This is a genomic window from Thalassovita mediterranea (genome assembly GCA_019448215.1).
Lineage (GTDB): Bacteria > Pseudomonadota > Alphaproteobacteria > Caulobacterales > Hyphomonadaceae > Henriciella.
In genome coordinates this window covers 1,978,836-1,994,075 of the sequence record CP080408.1, presented here as the reverse complement: position 1 = coordinate 1,994,075, position 15,240 = coordinate 1,978,836, and the positions used below count along the sequence as shown (strand labels likewise).

The 15,240-nt window shown below is 60.2% G+C and carries 17 protein-coding genes; 11 read left to right on the top strand and 6 right to left on the bottom strand.

Features of this window, described 5'->3' with window-relative positions; all coding sequences use genetic code 11:
• The first annotated feature begins 101 nt into the window (after positions 1-101).
• From KUV46_10025 to KUV46_09985, 9 genes are all read left to right on the top strand, one after another.
• Positions 102-743: a YceI family protein gene (locus KUV46_10025; protein QYI99689.1), complete on the top strand. Its 642-nt coding sequence runs from the start codon at positions 102-104 to the stop codon at positions 741-743.
• Between the two features lie 28 nt (positions 744-771).
• Positions 772-1,527: a YceI family protein gene (locus KUV46_10020; GenBank protein QYI99688.1), complete on the top strand. Its 756-nt coding sequence runs from the start codon at positions 772-774 to the stop codon at positions 1,525-1,527.
• A gap of 6 nt (positions 1,528-1,533) precedes the next feature.
• Positions 1,534-2,736: a cytochrome b/b6 domain-containing protein gene (locus tag KUV46_10015; GenBank protein ID QYI99687.1), complete on the top strand. Its 1,203-nt coding sequence runs from the start codon at positions 1,534-1,536 to the stop codon at positions 2,734-2,736.
• A 22-nt stretch (positions 2,737-2,758) separates the two neighbouring features.
• Positions 2,759-3,694 (top strand): threonylcarbamoyl-AMP synthase, encoded by a 936-nt coding sequence (locus tag KUV46_10010; GenBank protein QYI99686.1) that lies wholly within the window; start codon positions 2,759-2,761, stop codon positions 3,692-3,694.
• A gap of 9 nt (positions 3,695-3,703) precedes the next feature.
• Positions 3,704-4,309 (top strand): FMN-binding negative transcriptional regulator, encoded by a 606-nt coding sequence (locus tag KUV46_10005; protein ID QYI99685.1) that lies wholly within the window; start codon positions 3,704-3,706, stop codon positions 4,307-4,309.
• The gene (locus tag KUV46_10000) at positions 4,306-5,715 is read left to right on the top strand and encodes an FAD-binding oxidoreductase (GenBank protein ID QYI99684.1); all 1,410 of its coding nucleotides are present in this window, start codon (positions 4,306-4,308) and stop codon (positions 5,713-5,715) included. Before KUV46_10005 ends, KUV46_10000 begins: the two co-directional genes overlap by 4 nt.
• A 125-nt stretch (positions 5,716-5,840) precedes the next feature.
• Positions 5,841-6,119, top strand: a complete 279-nt coding sequence (locus KUV46_09995; protein QYI99683.1) for a DUF2218 domain-containing protein — start codon at positions 5,841-5,843, stop codon at positions 6,117-6,119.
• 182 nt (positions 6,120-6,301) lie between these two features.
• The gene (locus tag KUV46_09990; GenBank protein ID QYI99682.1) at positions 6,302-7,198 is read left to right on the top strand and encodes a hypothetical protein; all 897 of its coding nucleotides are present in this window, start codon (positions 6,302-6,304) and stop codon (positions 7,196-7,198) included.
• Complete coding sequence (locus KUV46_09985; GenBank protein ID QYI99681.1) at positions 7,195-7,779, top strand: NUDIX domain-containing protein; 585 nt, start codon at positions 7,195-7,197, stop codon at positions 7,777-7,779. Before KUV46_09990 ends, KUV46_09985 begins: the two co-directional genes overlap by 4 nt.
• 65 nt (positions 7,780-7,844) lie before the next feature.
• On the opposite strand, the gene KUV46_09980 is transcribed toward KUV46_09985, so the two are convergent.
• The 4 genes from KUV46_09980 to KUV46_09965 form a co-directional block, all read right to left on the bottom strand.
• Complete coding sequence (locus KUV46_09980) at positions 7,845-8,180, bottom strand: YegP family protein (protein QYI99680.1); 336 nt, start codon at positions 8,178-8,180, stop codon at positions 7,845-7,847.
• A 104-nt stretch (positions 8,181-8,284) separates the two neighbouring features.
• Positions 8,285-8,443 (bottom strand): hypothetical protein, encoded by a 159-nt coding sequence (locus KUV46_09975; protein QYI99679.1) that lies wholly within the window; start codon positions 8,441-8,443, stop codon positions 8,285-8,287.
• Positions 8,436-9,476: a cytochrome d ubiquinol oxidase subunit II gene (gene cydB / locus KUV46_09970; protein ID QYI99678.1), complete on the bottom strand. Its 1,041-nt coding sequence runs from the start codon at positions 9,474-9,476 to the stop codon at positions 8,436-8,438. The genes KUV46_09975 and cydB overlap by 8 nt, the downstream gene beginning before the upstream one ends.
• A 14-nt stretch (positions 9,477-9,490) precedes the next feature.
• The gene (locus tag KUV46_09965) at positions 9,491-10,909 is read right to left on the bottom strand and encodes a cytochrome ubiquinol oxidase subunit I (GenBank protein QYI99677.1); all 1,419 of its coding nucleotides are present in this window, start codon (positions 10,907-10,909) and stop codon (positions 9,491-9,493) included.
• 135 nt (positions 10,910-11,044) lie between these two features.
• On the opposite strand from KUV46_09965, the gene KUV46_09960 reads away from it, so the two are divergent.
• Complete coding sequence (locus tag KUV46_09960; protein ID QYI99676.1) at positions 11,045-11,845, top strand: hypothetical protein; 801 nt, start codon at positions 11,045-11,047, stop codon at positions 11,843-11,845.
• A complete protein-coding gene (locus tag KUV46_09955) occupies positions 11,842-12,465 on the top strand; it encodes an HAD-IA family hydrolase (protein ID QYI99675.1) in 624 nt (207 codons plus the stop codon). Before KUV46_09960 ends, KUV46_09955 begins: the two co-directional genes overlap by 4 nt.
• On the opposite strand, the gene KUV46_09950 is transcribed toward KUV46_09955, so the two are convergent.
• The gene (locus KUV46_09950; GenBank protein QYI99674.1) at positions 12,462-12,953 is read right to left on the bottom strand and encodes an MgtC/SapB family protein; all 492 of its coding nucleotides are present in this window, start codon (positions 12,951-12,953) and stop codon (positions 12,462-12,464) included. The two genes, KUV46_09955 and KUV46_09950, sit on opposite strands and share 4 nt — an antisense overlap.
• Positions 12,954-12,994: 41 nt before the next feature.
• The gene (locus KUV46_09945; GenBank protein QYI99673.1) at positions 12,995-15,118 is read right to left on the bottom strand and encodes a TonB-dependent siderophore receptor; all 2,124 of its coding nucleotides are present in this window, start codon (positions 15,116-15,118) and stop codon (positions 12,995-12,997) included.
• Positions 15,119-15,240 lie beyond the last annotated feature (122 nt).

The window sequence follows — 15,240 nt, the reverse complement described above, 5'->3', positions numbered from 1 at the left end:
AAGTACTATTCTCTACAAGGTCTAAAGCCGGACTGGTCAGGTTGAACGGCGAGTATATTTAGTCTGCACGCATTCTTGACCATGTATGAGGAGGTCCGTCCATGCGCCGTATCGTAACAACAGCAGTGCTCGCAGCGCTTACCGCTGCACCTGCACTCGCAGAACAAACCCTGGAAGGTGTCGCCAATGCCACCTACCAGCTCGACCCGAACCATTCCTTCCTGACATTCAACGTCACCCATAACGGTATTTCGACCTACACGGTCTACTTCACCGACTTCGACGCGACGCTCGACTTCAACTCCGAAGACCCGACCGCTTCGACGCTGAACCTGACCATCAATCCAGCCGCGCTGGAATCCAATTATCCCGCCGATTACAAGGCAGGTCACCCAAACAGTGAATTCGAAAGCTGGAACGAAGCGCTCGCCAATGACGACCGCTTTCTGCAGGCCGACGAGTATGGCGAGATCACCTTCACCTCAACGAGCGCCGAACTGACCGGCGACTTCACCGGCACGGTGACCGGCGATCTCAGCTTCCGCGGTGAAACCCGCCCGGTCACGCTCGATGTCACATATAACGGCGTCGCAAACCCGCCATGGATGGGCGAACGCGACACGATCGGCTTCACCGCCCGCACCGTTATCGACCGGACTGAATTCGGCATGGATGCGCTCCAAGGCGTGATCTCGAATGACGTCGCGATCGAGTTCTCCGGCGAATTCATCGAGACCGAATAGACCTCCAGACAATCAGGGCTGATACAAGATGAAACTCACAACGACCTTTCTTGCGGCTTCGAGCCTTCTGGTTCTGGCGGCATGCTCCGGCGCCGAAACGGACACGTCCGGCACCGCCGAAACAGAGACGACTGAAACCGTAGAGACCGAAACCGACGCCGCTGCTGGCGAAGGCGTTCTGGCCGAAGTCGCCACCGCGACCTATTCCATCGAACCGACGCACGCCTTCCTGACCGCCAAGGTCATGCATATGGGCCTGTCGGAGTACACGCTCAGCTTTACCAGCTTTGACGGCACGCTGGATTTCGACGCTGCAGATCCAGCAAGCTCCAGCCTGACGCTCACCATCGACCCGACTTCGGTCTGGACGCACTTCCCTGGTGACTACAAGGCGGGCCACCCGGACAGCCCTCATGACAGCTGGACCGAAGCGCTGGCCCAGGATGAGGGCTTCATGAATGCTGGCGCCTATCCTGAAATCACCTTTACCTCCACCGAAGTGACCCGCACGGGCGACACGACGGGAACGGTTACGGGCGACCTTACCTTCCTCGGCCAAACCCAGCCTGCCACACTCGATGTCACCTTCAACGGTGTCGCCAATGTGCCCTGGTTTGGCACCCGTGACATTATCGGTTTCGATGCTGTCACGACGATCAATCGCTCAGAGTTCGGTCAGGATGCTCTTCAGGGCATGATCTCTGATGAAGTCGTCGTCGAGTTCTCAGGCGAATTCCTGCAGCAAGAAGCCGCAGAGACGGATGCCGAAACAGACGGCAATTAAGTCTTCATGACACGATCACCGCGCTACTCCGCCGTTGCAATCGCCCTTCACTGGGCGATTGCATTAGGCATCCTGTTCATGATCTGGCTTGGCTGGAACATGGACGGCAAGGAATCCTGGTTCCAGTTCCACAAATCGGTCGGCATCACGATCCTGATCCTGACAGTTGCGCGGATCATCTGGCGGGTGATGAACCCGCCGCCTCCATTGCCCACGGACATGAAGCCTTGGGAGAGCAAGGCCAGCCATGCTGTCCATATCGGCTTCTATGCCCTGATGGTCATCATGCCGCTGACCGGGTGGCTCACCGTTTCGATTTCCTATGATTTCGATATTCCAACCGTGATCTTCGGCCTGTTCAGCTGGCCGGATATCCCGGGTGTCGGCTTCCTGGAAAATGAAACCGCCTATGCGATCATCTCCAACATCCACTCCAAGCTTGCCTATGTCGCTTTCGCGCTGCTTGCCCTGCATGTCGGCGGCGCCCTGAAGCATGAGTTCGGACCTGAAGAAGGCGTGCTGAAACGCATGCTGCCGGGCCTCTTCGGCAAGACTGACAGGCCAAGCCCTCCGCCGCGCGGCTTCTTCGCCGCTTTCGGCGCAGCCATCGCCCTCTTTCTGATTATCGCTTTCGTCCCGCAGCTTTTCTCCAGCAGCGGAAACGAAAACGGCTCGGGCGACGCCCCGGCCGATGTGAGCGAGATCTCAGTCGAGCCGAACTGGACGGTCGATTACGATCAGTCCTCAATCGCTTTCACATTCACCCATGAAGGCCAGACCTATGAGGGCAGCTTCAGCGACTGGAACGCCGATATCGACTTCGACGCGGATAATCTTGCTGCCTCAGAGGTGCTCGTCACGGTGAATACTGGCTCGGCCGCCACGCCGAAGAAGCTCTACACAGACAGCCTCAAATCGGCCGAATGGTTTGGCGTCTCCGCCTTTCCGCAGGCCACAGTTCAGCTCACCGGCTTCGAAGAAGCTGGCACAGGCTATACCGCCGACGCGGCGCTCTCCATCAAGGGCAGCGAAGTCACCGTGCCATTCGCCTTCACGCTTGAAGAGGACGGCGCCTCAACGGTGATGACGGGCGACACGACCGTGGAGCGCACGCCGCTCGACCTCGGCCAGACCTCTGACGCGAGCGCCGCCTATGTCTCCGAAACTGTCCGCATTGATGTGCGTGTCGTAGCCTCGCCTGCTGGCTGATTGAGTGCTAGGCGACTGAGCCATGACGGCCCCAGTCCTGAAACCGGATTCCGCCGCCCTTGATCGGGCGGCACGCATTCTCAAAGAAGGCGGCCTCGTCGCCATGCCGACAGAGACGGTGTACGGGCTCGCGGCAGACGCAGCGAATGCTGACGCCGTCGCACGCCTCTACGCCGCCAAGGGCCGGCCAGCTTTCAACCCGCTGATCGCCCATTGCGCTTCTGCAGAGGCGGCGTTTGAGCAGGGGCGGTTTTCCGGGAAGGCACGGGCGCTTGCCGCCAAATTCTGGCCGGGACCGCTTACCTTTGTGGTCGACGCCATCGACACGACCACGGTGTGTTCGCTCGCCCGCGCCGGTCTCGACACGCTGGCCCTGCGCGTGCCCGCCCACCCGGCAGCGCGCGCATTGCTGGAGGCGTTTGGTGGCCCGCTGGTCGCGCCATCCGCCAATCCGTCTGGGCGTATCAGCCCAACGACTGCACAGCATGTCTCCGGCGATATGGGAGACAAGGTCGACCTCATTCTTGATGGGGGGCCGTGCAGCGAAGGCATCGAGTCGACCGTGATCGATGCGCGCGGCGAGACGCCAGTCCTTTTGCGTCAGGGCACAGTCCTGCCGGAGGCGATCGAAGCCGTCTGGCCCGGTATTGAGATGAGCGGCAGCGTCGACAAACCGACATCGCCCGGCCAGCTCCTGCGCCACTATGCACCGAATGCGCGGCTGCGGCTGAACGTAGAGACGCCCGAACCGGGCGAGGCCTTTCTGGGCTTCGGGCCAGGTGAAGCGACGCTGAACCTGTCGCCGGGCGAGAGCCTCATTGAGGCCGCCGCGAACCTCTTCTCCATGATGCGTCAGCTCGATGAGACGCATGACCGTATCGCCGTTGCTCCGATCCCGGCCGATGGCCTTGGGGCAGCAATCAATGACCGGCTGGTTCGCGCCGCTGATCGCGGCTAGACAGGCAGGATGCACCCCGCTCCCGCCTATCTCGAAACAGACCGCGCCACCCTCCTGAAGCGCATCGGCGACTGGCCTTTTGCGCTGGCAATCGGCCTTCACCAAGGGCGCCCTTGCACCGCGCATACGCCTGTTCTGGCAGAGGCAAACGGCACGCTGCGGTTTCACCTGTCGAAGGCGAACCCTGCCGCGCAGGGCATAGCAGGCACCGGCCACGCGCTGATCGTCCTCTCCGGCCCTCACGATTATATTTCGCCTGACTGGTATGGCATGGAGAAGCAGGTGCCGACCTGGAATTACCTCTCCGTCGAAGCTGAAGGCACTGTCAGCATCTGTGACGAAGCTGATGCCGAGCAGTTTCTCGAAGACCTCTCCACCCGGTTCGAAGCGCGCCTTTCGCCAAAGCCTGCATGGACCGTCGCATCGATGGACCGGGCCCAGCTGAAGCGGATGCTGACCTCGATCGTGACCTTCAAACTCACGCCGCAACGGCTCGAAGGGATCACCAAGATCGGCCAGTATAAGCCTGAAGAGGCGCGCATCCGGGCGGGTCAGGCCTTGAAAGCTGCAGGCGGAGACCCAACCATTGCGACCATGATGGAGCGTCGCTCATGAACCGTCCGAACGAAGAATTCCTGACCGCTGCCAAGGCCTTGCTCGGCCCGTCTGGCTGGAGCGAAGACCCCGACAAGCTTGAAGAGGTCGCCTCCCCATGGCGCGGCACCAATAAGGGCGAGACGCCATTTCTGGCGATGCCAGCCTCTACCAAAGAAGCTGCGAGCCTCGTCAAACTCTGCGCTGAACATCGCGTCGCGCTGGTCCCGCAAGGCGGCAATACGGGCCTTGTCGATGGTGGCACGCCGCATGGTGAGATCACCGTTTCCATGCGCCGCATGACCAAGCTTCGCGGCGTCGATACCCGCAACAACTCGATGACCATTGAAGCTGGCGCGACGCTTGTGAGCGCGCAGCAGGCCGCTGAAGAGGCTGGCCGCTTTTTCCCGCTCTCGCTTGGCTCTGAAGGTCAGGCGAGCATTGGCGGGCTGATCTCGACCAATGCAGGTGGTGTCGCCGTGCTTCGCTATGGGATGATGCGTGACCTTATTCTTGGGCTCGAAGTTGTGCTGCCTTCCGGCGAGATCTGGGACGGGCTGTCTGGCCTTCGAAAGAACAATACCGGCTATGATCTGAAGCACCTTTTTGCGGGCGCCGAGGGCACGCTGGGCCTTATCACGGCGGCGACGCTCAAACTTTTCCCAAAGGTTTCAAAGGCGACTGCCTGGGTCACCTGCGAAACGTCTGCCAATGTCGTCGACCTTCTGGCGCTGGTTCGCGACCATGCCGGCGACACGGTGACCAGCTTTGAAATTATCCCGGCCAATGCCATCGAGATGGTGAAGGCCGACGTGCCTGACACGCGGGATCCAGCGCCGTCCGACCTGCCCTGGAGGGTCCTGGTTGAGGTTTCAATGTCGCGGGAAGATCAGGCGCGCGAAACGCTGATGGCGGCCCTTGCCGACGGGATGGAGCGCGAGCTTGCCGCCGACGTCCTCATCGCTGAGAGCGGCCAGCAGGCGTCGAGCTTCTGGCACATCCGCGAGACGATCCCCCTGTCTAAGCGCGCCTATGGCACGGCCCTCAACCATGATGTGTCGGTCCCGGTTTCGGCCATTCCAGACTTCCTCACCGCGACTGAAGACGCGATCCAGAAGCTGGTGCCGGAAGCAGAGATCGTCGCCTTCGGTCATGTTGGTGACGGCAACCTCCACTATTCGGCCTGCGCCCCCAAGAACCCTGAAAACTCAGCGCTTTCTGACAATGCCGAAGAGGTCACCCGCATCGTTCATGCGCATGCCATGAAGTTTGGCGGGTCGATCAGCGCAGAGCATGGGGTTGGCCGGTTGAAGCGCGATGAGCTCGCTGAAATCAGGCCGAAAGCAGCGACAGAGACGATGCGGGCCATCAAGCTGGCGCTTGATCCGCTCGGAATCATGAACCCCGGCCGGGTCGTGTCGGTCTAGGGCGGCGGCCTGCCCCCACCGACACCATTTCCATCCGCACTTGGCATAACAACCATTCCGCATGAGCGCCTTCAGTTGCGAGTGCATCGCATTTACGTCTTCAGGATCATACCGGAGAAAATGCAATGAAAAGAACGACCCTCGTGGCGACAGAGAATGCCAGCCGCTACCTCCAACAGCTCAGTAAACACTGGGCACACAAGTTTGACGTCGACTATTCAGAGACGAAAAGCCGGATCGATCTGCCGCTTGGCGAACTGAATATGCAGGCCAATGAGACCGCTCTCGGTCTCGAGGTCACAGCCGACAATTCCGAATCGCTGGATCAGCTTTGCGACGTCATTGAGCGTCATCTTGACCGGTTTGCGCATCGGGAAAGTGCATTCGTCTATGAATGGCGATAGGGGCAAAAACACGGTGCAGTGGCGGTGTACTGGTGGTGTTTCTGGCGGTGTGCGCAAACATAGATTGCAATGCAGTAATTCGCGGCGATTTTTCCTTTGCGAAAATGCGATTGGTTCTTAACATCGTGTCAGGCAGTCTGGTTCAGACTGCGCGTGATCGCCTGCCGACCCCGGAGTAATGAATGACCAAAATTCCACGTTCGCTTGCCATTCCAAAATCCTGGAAGACAATCGATATGCCGAGCCTGTTTTCGGCCTTCATCTATCCGGCACTCGGCATCGCGCTGCTGACCACGATGGTCGCGCTGGGATTTGCGCTGACACAGATCGAACTCAAGCTCTGGTACATTCCGCTTTCGCTGGGCGTCATCGCCTTCACGATTTTCGTCTGCAATGCCGGCATCGGCCCGCTTCACCGCATCATGCAGCACCGGGCTGGCGAGCTGGCCTGGCCGGCGCAGGTCCTGACCATGGTCAATCTGATGATCGCCATGCAGGGCAATGTGAAGGACTGGGTGAACTATCACTCCCAGCATCACCGCTTTGCCGACGGTCCGGGCGACCCGCATAACCCGTTCGAGAGCAAGCGCTGGGCCTGGGTTGGCTGGATCCTTTTCCGTGACCCGAAAGACGTCATGCGCCCAATGCCGATCTGGCTGAAGAACCACCCGATCATTGTCTGGATGGACGGCTTCTACAATTCGATCTCTCTGGTCATTCACCTCTTCATCCCGGCTGCGATCTACCTGATCGTCTGGGCAGCAGGCGGCTCGCTGGTCCTGACCGGCATCATCCATGCCAGCGTCGTGATCGGTCGTGCGATTCAGTTCCACGCGACGACCTATGGCATCAACGTCCTTGGTCACCTCAAGACTCCGGCCTGGGCTGACCATGCCATGGCGCTTCTGACCGGCGGTGAGGCCTTCCACGACCATCACCATGACGAGCCTGTCTCGGCGCTTCATCGTCCGCGCAAGGGCGTCTGGAACCGTATCGTCGACTATAATGGCACCATGCTGCTGATCTATGAGAAGCTTGGCTGGGTCAAAGGACTGAAGATCGCCCCACGCTTCGCATGAGCGTCAAGCCGCTCAAGCACCGCGTGACCCTTGTCTCCAGCGAAGTGCTCGCTGATGACTGGGTCCCGCTGGTCAAACACACGATTGACTATGAACGCCGCGACGGGCGCCGGGAGCGCCTGACCCGCGAAGTCTATAATCGCCCCGACGCCTGCGCCGTTCTCCCCTATGACAGCGCGCGCGGCACGATCCTCCTCATCCGCCAGCTACGCCTGCCCGTCTTCATGAAAGGCGATGAAGAGCCGATGTGGGAGGCTTGTGCCGGCGTTATCGAAGACGAGGACCCGCAAGAGGCCACGCGCCGCGAAGCCCTGGAAGAGCTCGGCTATCAGGTGCATAATCTGCATCTGGTAACGGCGATGTATGCAAGCCCGGCCAGCTTTGGTGAGCGCGTCTGGTGTTATACGGCGAGCTACACCCCGTCAGACAAGGTCGCGGCCGGTGGCGGCGCCAAGGATGAGGGCGAGGACATTGAAGTCGTCGAGCTCGCCTTTGAAGATGCCTATGGTCGCATCGCCACCGGCGAAATCACCGACGCCAAGACAGTCCTCCTGCTCCAGCATCTCAAACTGTCGCTCTAACGAAAAAGGGCGCCCTCAGTGAGACCTGCGCGCGCCCTTCTGGAAATTATGAACGTCAAAAAGCCTTACGCCGTCAGATCTTCGACACGCGCGTCTGGCGCGTTTTTCTTGACCGACTCAATGCCGTTGTCGCGGCCCGAAGCGCTCTCATAGGATTGCGAGGTCCCGACGACCTGGCCGTTGGTGGATTTCAGATTGAACATGTGCTTGCCGGACGCGGTCTCTTTCTTCTCGTAGCGCGCGTCATCGCTGGCATTCTTCTTCACAGACTCGATCCCGTTCTCTGCGCTCGACTTGGCCTTGTAGCCTTCGCTCGCAAGGATGTTCTCGCCATTACTGGCCTTGAGCCGAAAGCGGAATTCGCCAGCATTGTCTTTGTAGAGTTCAAATTTCGCAGCCATTTGGCGCTCCTTTCCATTGGGAATCGGTCGGTTGATGGTGGCTGAAAGCGTGGCCGCAGCGCCGGATGGGGTCAAGCAGGTTCAACCCCGCCGATAGTGGCCACTCAACCGATAAAAAGGAAACCGCGCAGGATATAGGCCGTCGCAGCCACCACGGTAACGCTGACAATTGCGATGCCCCAGAACCAGGCGAGCCTTTTCCAGAGCGGGCCAGCAGAGCCGCCCGTCTCATCGGGGCCTTGAGGTTCGATCAGGTCAGTCATGATAGGCCTCATCCGGGTCCACCTTGCCCCAGAAGAGGGAGTAGACATAGCCGGTATAGATCAGGATGACCGGCAGCATCACCGCCGCGCCAACGAACATCAGCATCAGGGCATTGTCGCGGGCAGCGGCCTGCCAGATGTCGATCTCGAATGGCACGATATTCGGAAACAGGCTGACGGCGAGGCCGAGATAACCGGACAGGAAGATGCCTGCCGACAGGACATAGGGACGCCAGTCGGGCGCTGAGACCTTGCCGGAGAGGTCACGCCAGACAAGCACGGTCAGGACCAGACCGATGAGCGGAATTGGCGAGAGCGGCAGGATCTTGGCGAACTCAATCTCAGTCATGGAGAAGCCCCAGCGCTCTGTTACGCGCGGATCGATGGAGAGCGTGGCGAGGCTGACGGCGGCGAAGCAGATCGCGACGCCGACAAGCGCAATCTTGCCGCGATTGCGTGCGCGGCGCTGGACGTCGCCTTCGGTCTTGAGCACGAGCCAACAAGCGCCGAGCAGGACGTAGCCGATAGCAACAGAGACAGCGACGAGCAGCGAGAACGGGGTCAGCCAGTCGAAGGCGCCGCCAGCAAAGCTGCGGCCCTCAACCGTGACACCCTGAATAAAGCCGCCGAGGATCAGTCCCTGCGCCAGCGCGGCAGTCAGCGAACCATAGAAGAAGGCCCCGTTCCAGAAGAGCTTGGTCGGTTTGCGCACCGCCTTGTGCCGGAACTCAAAGGCCACACCGCGAAAGATGAGGGCGGCCAGCATGAGGAGGACAGGCAGGTAGAAGGCCGGCATCAGGATGGCATAGGCGAGCGGGAAGGCGGCAAAGAGGCCGCCGCCGCCGAGGATCAGCCAGGTTTCGTTCCCGTCCCAGACAGGTTCGATCGTGGCGGTCATCAGATTGCGTTCGTCGTCATCCTTGGCGAGGCCCGTCAGCATGCCGATGCCGAGGTCCATGCCATCGAGAAGGACGTAGAGCATGACCGCCGTCGCGATCAGCAAGCCCCAGATCAGTGGAAGATCGAGTTCCATAGCCCTGCCCTTCTCTATTCAGCCGGTTTGCGGCCACGTGGGCCGGTTTCAGCGGGGTCATCGACAGCGCCAAGCGGAGACCCTGGGGCGCGGTGTTCGCGCTCTGGCGGCTCTGGTGCATCCTCCTGGAAGCCGCGTGTCGCGATGCGAGCCATATAGATCGTGCCCGCGGTAAAGATGATCGCATAGACGACCATGAAGATGATCAGCGAGGTGGCGACCTGTTCGGTCGAGACCGGCGCAAGGCTGTCTTCGGTACGCAGGTGCCCATAGACCGTAAAGGGCTGGCGGCCGACCTCGGCGACCACCCAGCCGGTGATCACTGCGATGAAGCCCAGCGCGCCGCCCGGTATGGCGAGGAGATGGAACAGGCCGGGCTTGTCCATACGTTTGCGCCACCAGAGCACGCAGCCCCAGATGCCAAGAACGAGCATCGCCATGCCCGCGCCAACCATGATGCGGAAGGCCCAGAAGACGATTGCGACCGGCGGGCGGTCTTCCTCAGCGAAGGCGTCGAGGCCTTCCAGCTCTCCCTCGGCATGGGGGAAAAGGTATGGGCTTGTGCCCGGAATGGCGATCTCAGCGATGTTGCGCTCATTTTTCTCATCGGGAAAACCGAACAGGATCGTGGGCTGGACCTCACGCGTCTCCCACCAGCCTTCAATCGCGGCGACCTTTGCAGGCTGATACTCATGGGCGACTTCGCCCGACCAGTGACCGGCCCAGATCTGCAGCGGCATCAGGACCGCCAGCGTGCCAGCGGCCATGCGCATCTGCCAGCGTGTCGGCTCTTCCTCATGGTGGCGGACAACCTGCCAGGCGCCTGCCGCAAGGATGACAGCAGCGGTCGTGATGAAGGCCGCCAGCATCATATGGACATAGCGCGACGGGAAGCTTGGATTGAAGACGACGTCCCAGAAGTTCGTCGCGTAGAAATTGCCGGTCTCCGCGTCGATGGCGAAGCCTGCCGGGGTCTGCATCCAGCTGTTTGCCGACAGGATCCAGAAGGCCGAAATCGTCGTGCCGATGGCAACGGCGCAAGTCGCGATGAAGTGGAGCTTGTTGCCCACCCGCTTCCAGCCAAACAGCATCACACCGAGGAAAGTCGCCTCCAGGAAGAAGGCGGTGAGCACTTCATAACCAAGCAGCGGGCCGATGACGCTGCCGGTCTTGTCTGCAAAGACCGACCAGTTCGTGCCGAACTGGTATGACATGACGACGCCGGAGACGACGCCCATGGCAAAGGCGAGCGCGAATATCTTGATCCAGTGCAAGTAGAGACGCTTGAAGACATCCCGCTTGGTCCACAGCCAGAGGCCCTCACAGACCGCGAGGAAAGCCGCGAGACCAATCGTGAAAGCTGGAAAGATGATGTGGAACGCAATCACGAATGCGAACTGGAGCCGGGAAAGGATCAGGGCGTCTAGTTCCATCAGAGCACTCCTTGGCGCAGCATATCTCAGCCAAGCATAGTTTGATGTCACTGCAATGAACAGGCGTGCATCCTGACGCGCGGCAGGATAGCGCGGGGGTGACGGGCGCGGCGATCTGGTCCATGAGGTTGCCCCATGTCAAAGATCCCAGCCTCGTCCAGTAAAGACAGCAAGAAGAAAGAGCCGCTTCACGAGCGGCTCAATATCTATCAGTGGTCAGTGGTCGCCATAGCGCTCTGGCTATTCTTCGGGCTCGTGCCGATTGCAATGATGCAGCTGGTCAGGCTGGAAGACATTGCGGCCACGCGTGTCTCACAGTTCGGTGCAATGTTCGGGGCCGCCAGTGCGTTCTTTTCCGGCTTTGCCCTGATCGGCATCATGCTGACCAATAGCGCGCAGAAGAAGGCGCTGGAGCTTCAGAAGCTTGAGCTGGAGGAGGTCGCCGACAATCAGCGCAAGGCACTCAACCTTCAGATCATCCTGGCTTTCATGGACGATATAGCCGCCGATGAATTTCGCCAGGCTTCGGGCATTCTGTTCGAATATGAGCGGGCGGGTGCGCTCGGCCGGTATGGCGTCCTGCGCCACAAGACCGATCGCACGCCTGAGGAAGAAGCCGAGTTTCAGCGCTTCGATTCTGCGCGCCGCCGGTTCGTTCACGTCTTCCACAAGATGAAACGCCTGCATGCGGGCGGCGCGGTGGACCTGTCGACTGTGCGTACCGTCTTCTCGCCAGACCTTGTCTGGACGCTGCTCCTCCTCGATGAACCGATGGAGGAAGCGATCCGCGCAAACTACAACCACGAGACTTTTGTCTTCTTCCAGGAGCTCTATGAGCCTGAGGAGATACTGGGCCAATGGCCAAGGACGCCCGGCAATCCGCTGCCGACCCGCCTGAGAGGCACAGCATTCGACCTGGATACGAGCACGCAATGACCGCACCACGCTACAAACTGATCGCCTGGGACTTTGACGGGGTCCTCAATGCCAATGTCCAGAACGGCGTCTTCAAATGGATGACGACGTTTGAAGAGGACACAGGTTTGCCAATCGACTCGCTGGCGAGCTATCTCTTCTCTGGCCGGTTCCAGCGCGCCATGGTCGGCGAGGCGGACCTGCACGAGCTGGTCGGCGACTGGGCCGCAGAGCATGGCGTGCCGCACCGGGCAGGCGAGGTCATCGACTACTGGTTCGACAAGGACCACATCCCTGATGAGAAGACGCTGGATATCGTCCAGCGGGCGCGCGCCGCCGGTATGACCAATGTCATCGCGACCAATAATGAGGTCTACCGCGCCGACTGGATCGAGGCGCAGGGCTTTGGTGAGCATATGCATACCGTGTTCGCCGCTGGCCGTATGCGCCTCGCAAAGCCGGACCTTGCCTATTTCGCGCATATCGAAGACGCGCTGAAGGTGACGGGCACGGACGTTATCCTGGTCGATGACATGGCAGAGAATGTCGAAGCGGCCCGCCAGCATGGCTGGGACGCGTTTCATTTCGTGCCGGGCTGCCATGATGCGCTGGCGGCAAAACTGGGGCTGAGTGAAGGCTAGTCGCCATCCTCATCGTTGACGGGCAGATACTGCTCCAGCCATTTGAATAGCACCATTATGATCAGGGCGAGCAGCGTGACCAGCGCGGCGATGGCCATGAAGCCAGCGCCGCAAGCAAGACCGATCGCACCTGCAAGCCAAAGCCCGGCGCCCGTCGTCAGTCCTTCAAGCCTTCCGCTGTGCCGGATGATCGCGCCAGCCGCGATGAAGGCCACACCAGCGGTCACGGCTTCCACGATACGAAGAGGGTCAGGCCGGATGCTGGACTGGTCCTGCGAGGTCTCGACCAGATAGCTCACTTCGAGTGCGATGATCGTAAACAGGCAGGCCGCGAGCGACACGAGCATGAAAGTGCGAAGGCCCGCCGGGCGGTCACGGATCTCCCGCTCGGCGCCGATGAGCGCGCCAAAGAGGCAGGCCGCTGCGATACGCACAACGACCTGCCCTGTCCCGATCTCGGTCGCAAAGAAGTTGTCGAGCATTTCCATGCTCGAACAAACGTGCAGGCCTTGCGGGCCGTTCCGATCGCCTAGAAGCGGCCGCTAATGGTCAACCTTGCATTGAGCGGCGCGCCGACAGTTGCCTGATGGGTCGCGTGCGCGTTCGGGAAATAGAGCTCATCGGTGACATTCTCGATGTTGAGCTGAACGCGGACAGCGTCCGAGACATCATAGAAGGCGGCCGCATCGACGCGCGTATAGGCCGGCAGGATCGCCGTGTTGCCATTGTCGATGAAGCTTTCGTCCTGATAGGTCACGCCAAGCCCGATGCCGAAACGGTCTGTCAGGCGGTAGGTGTTCCAGAGCGAGGCCATGTTTTCTGGCAGCTCACGCGGGCGATTGCCGGTCGGGCCGGTACGGTTGACGATCTCGCCGTCGAGATAGGAATAGCCGGCCGAGATGAACCAGCGGTCGCTGACCTCACCCTGCACCTGAACCTCAAAACCCTGTGTTTCGGACTCGATCACTTCAAGCGTGGACGGGTCATTGTCAGCGACTTGCGGTGAGCGCTGTTCGATCTCGAAGATGGCCGTCGTCAGGCTGACCCCGCCGGTGAGGTCCCATTTGAGGCCCGCTTCCAGATTGGTGAACTCATCAGGATCGAGCTGATTGGCGTCGCCATTGATGTCAGAGAACTGCTCACCGCTGCGCGGCAGGAAGGTCTCGCTATAGCTCGCATAGAGGGAGACGTTCTCCTGCGGCTTGTAGACAAGGCCGAGACGCGGAGAGACTTCCTCATCCTTGCGGCTGCGGGTCTCGTTGGCGAGGACGTTCAGGACTTCGATGTCGAAACTGTCGAAGCGCAGACCAAGGATCACGTCGAGCTTGTCCGAAATCTCGATCTCATCCTGGATGTAGGCGGAGAAGACATCGACTTCGGCTTTGGTGAAGTCATTGATGTCGACGGTGTAGTCATTGGTCGTCAGCTGGCCAGCAGCGTTGATGCCAACCCCGCCGCGCAGAATGAGTGGACGGCGGATATCGAAGACTTCATTGTCGTCAGCGGTCGTGTCCCAGAAGGCGTTGAACCGGTCATTGTCATTCGACGTGTCGATATATTCGCCGCCGAGGATGACCGTGTGCTCAAGGCCCCAGGTCGCTGGCTCCCAGACGATATTGCCCGACAGGATCGTGTTCTGGCGCTTGGTCGAGTCGTCATAACCATCCAGCGTGACGAGGTTCGGCGTCGCGGCCTCATTATAGCCGGACGCGTAGAAGTTCAGGTAGCGCTTGTCATAGTCGCCGTAGAACAGGCTGACATTGGCTTTCAGCGTTTCGGAGAAGCGATGCTGGAGCGATGAGCGCAGCAGGTGCGCCTCAAGGAAGGTGCGGTTCAGCTCCGGATCGCCAAACACGATCTTGCGGAAGGCTTCGACCGGGCGGCCATCGGCGCCGGTCGGGATGCCCCGGTCGATAAAGCGCTCATGGTCGAGATACTCATAGGAGAGATCGAGCGTCGTCGCGGGGGTCAGCTCAAAGCGGGCCGTCGGATTGATGCCGATCCGCTCGCCGTCATAGAAGTCACGGTGATTGTCGAGGCTCTCATACATCGCATTGATGCGAAGCGCGGATGTCTCTGACATGGCGATATTCTGGTCGATCTGGGCGCTATAACCGCCGAACGTGTCGATGCCGGCCTTGTAGCCCGTGAAGGTTTCGCCGAGGACACCTTTCTTGGTGACGCGGTTGAGGATGCCGCCTGTGCCGCCACGGCCGAACAGGAGCGCGTTCGGGCCGCGCAGGATCTCGATCTGCTCGAGATTATAGAGCGGGCGGTAGTACTGCACGTCGTCGCGCACGCCATCGATGAAGAAGTCGGCCGTGGAGCGCACACCTCGAAACACGACAGAGTCGCGGTGGCCTTCGCCCTGCGAGGTGTTCACGCCGGGCGTATAATCGATGATGTCGCCAATGCTGTCGAAGCCCTGCTGCTCGATCTGGTCAGCGGTAATGATGGATAGGCTCTGCGGCACATCGATGATCGGCGTCGGCGATTTCAGTGCGTTGACCTCATCGGCATAGAGGTACTTGCCGGTGACCAGGATAGAGTCCAGCACCTGGTCCTTTTCAGCTTCCTGTGCGCCAGCAATCGGCGCGGCCAGCAGCAGTGTCAGCGCGCTCGCACCCAGAAGAGTTTTGTGCAGATGTGTCATGGATTTTCGGGCCCCTCTAAACAGTGAGGGTCCGCCTACTGCAAATGCGAATGATTGGCAAACTCATAATCGCAGTCGGTTGCAGCAGGTGGCGGAAGCCTGGTTTTGTCCTTTAGTGTTCA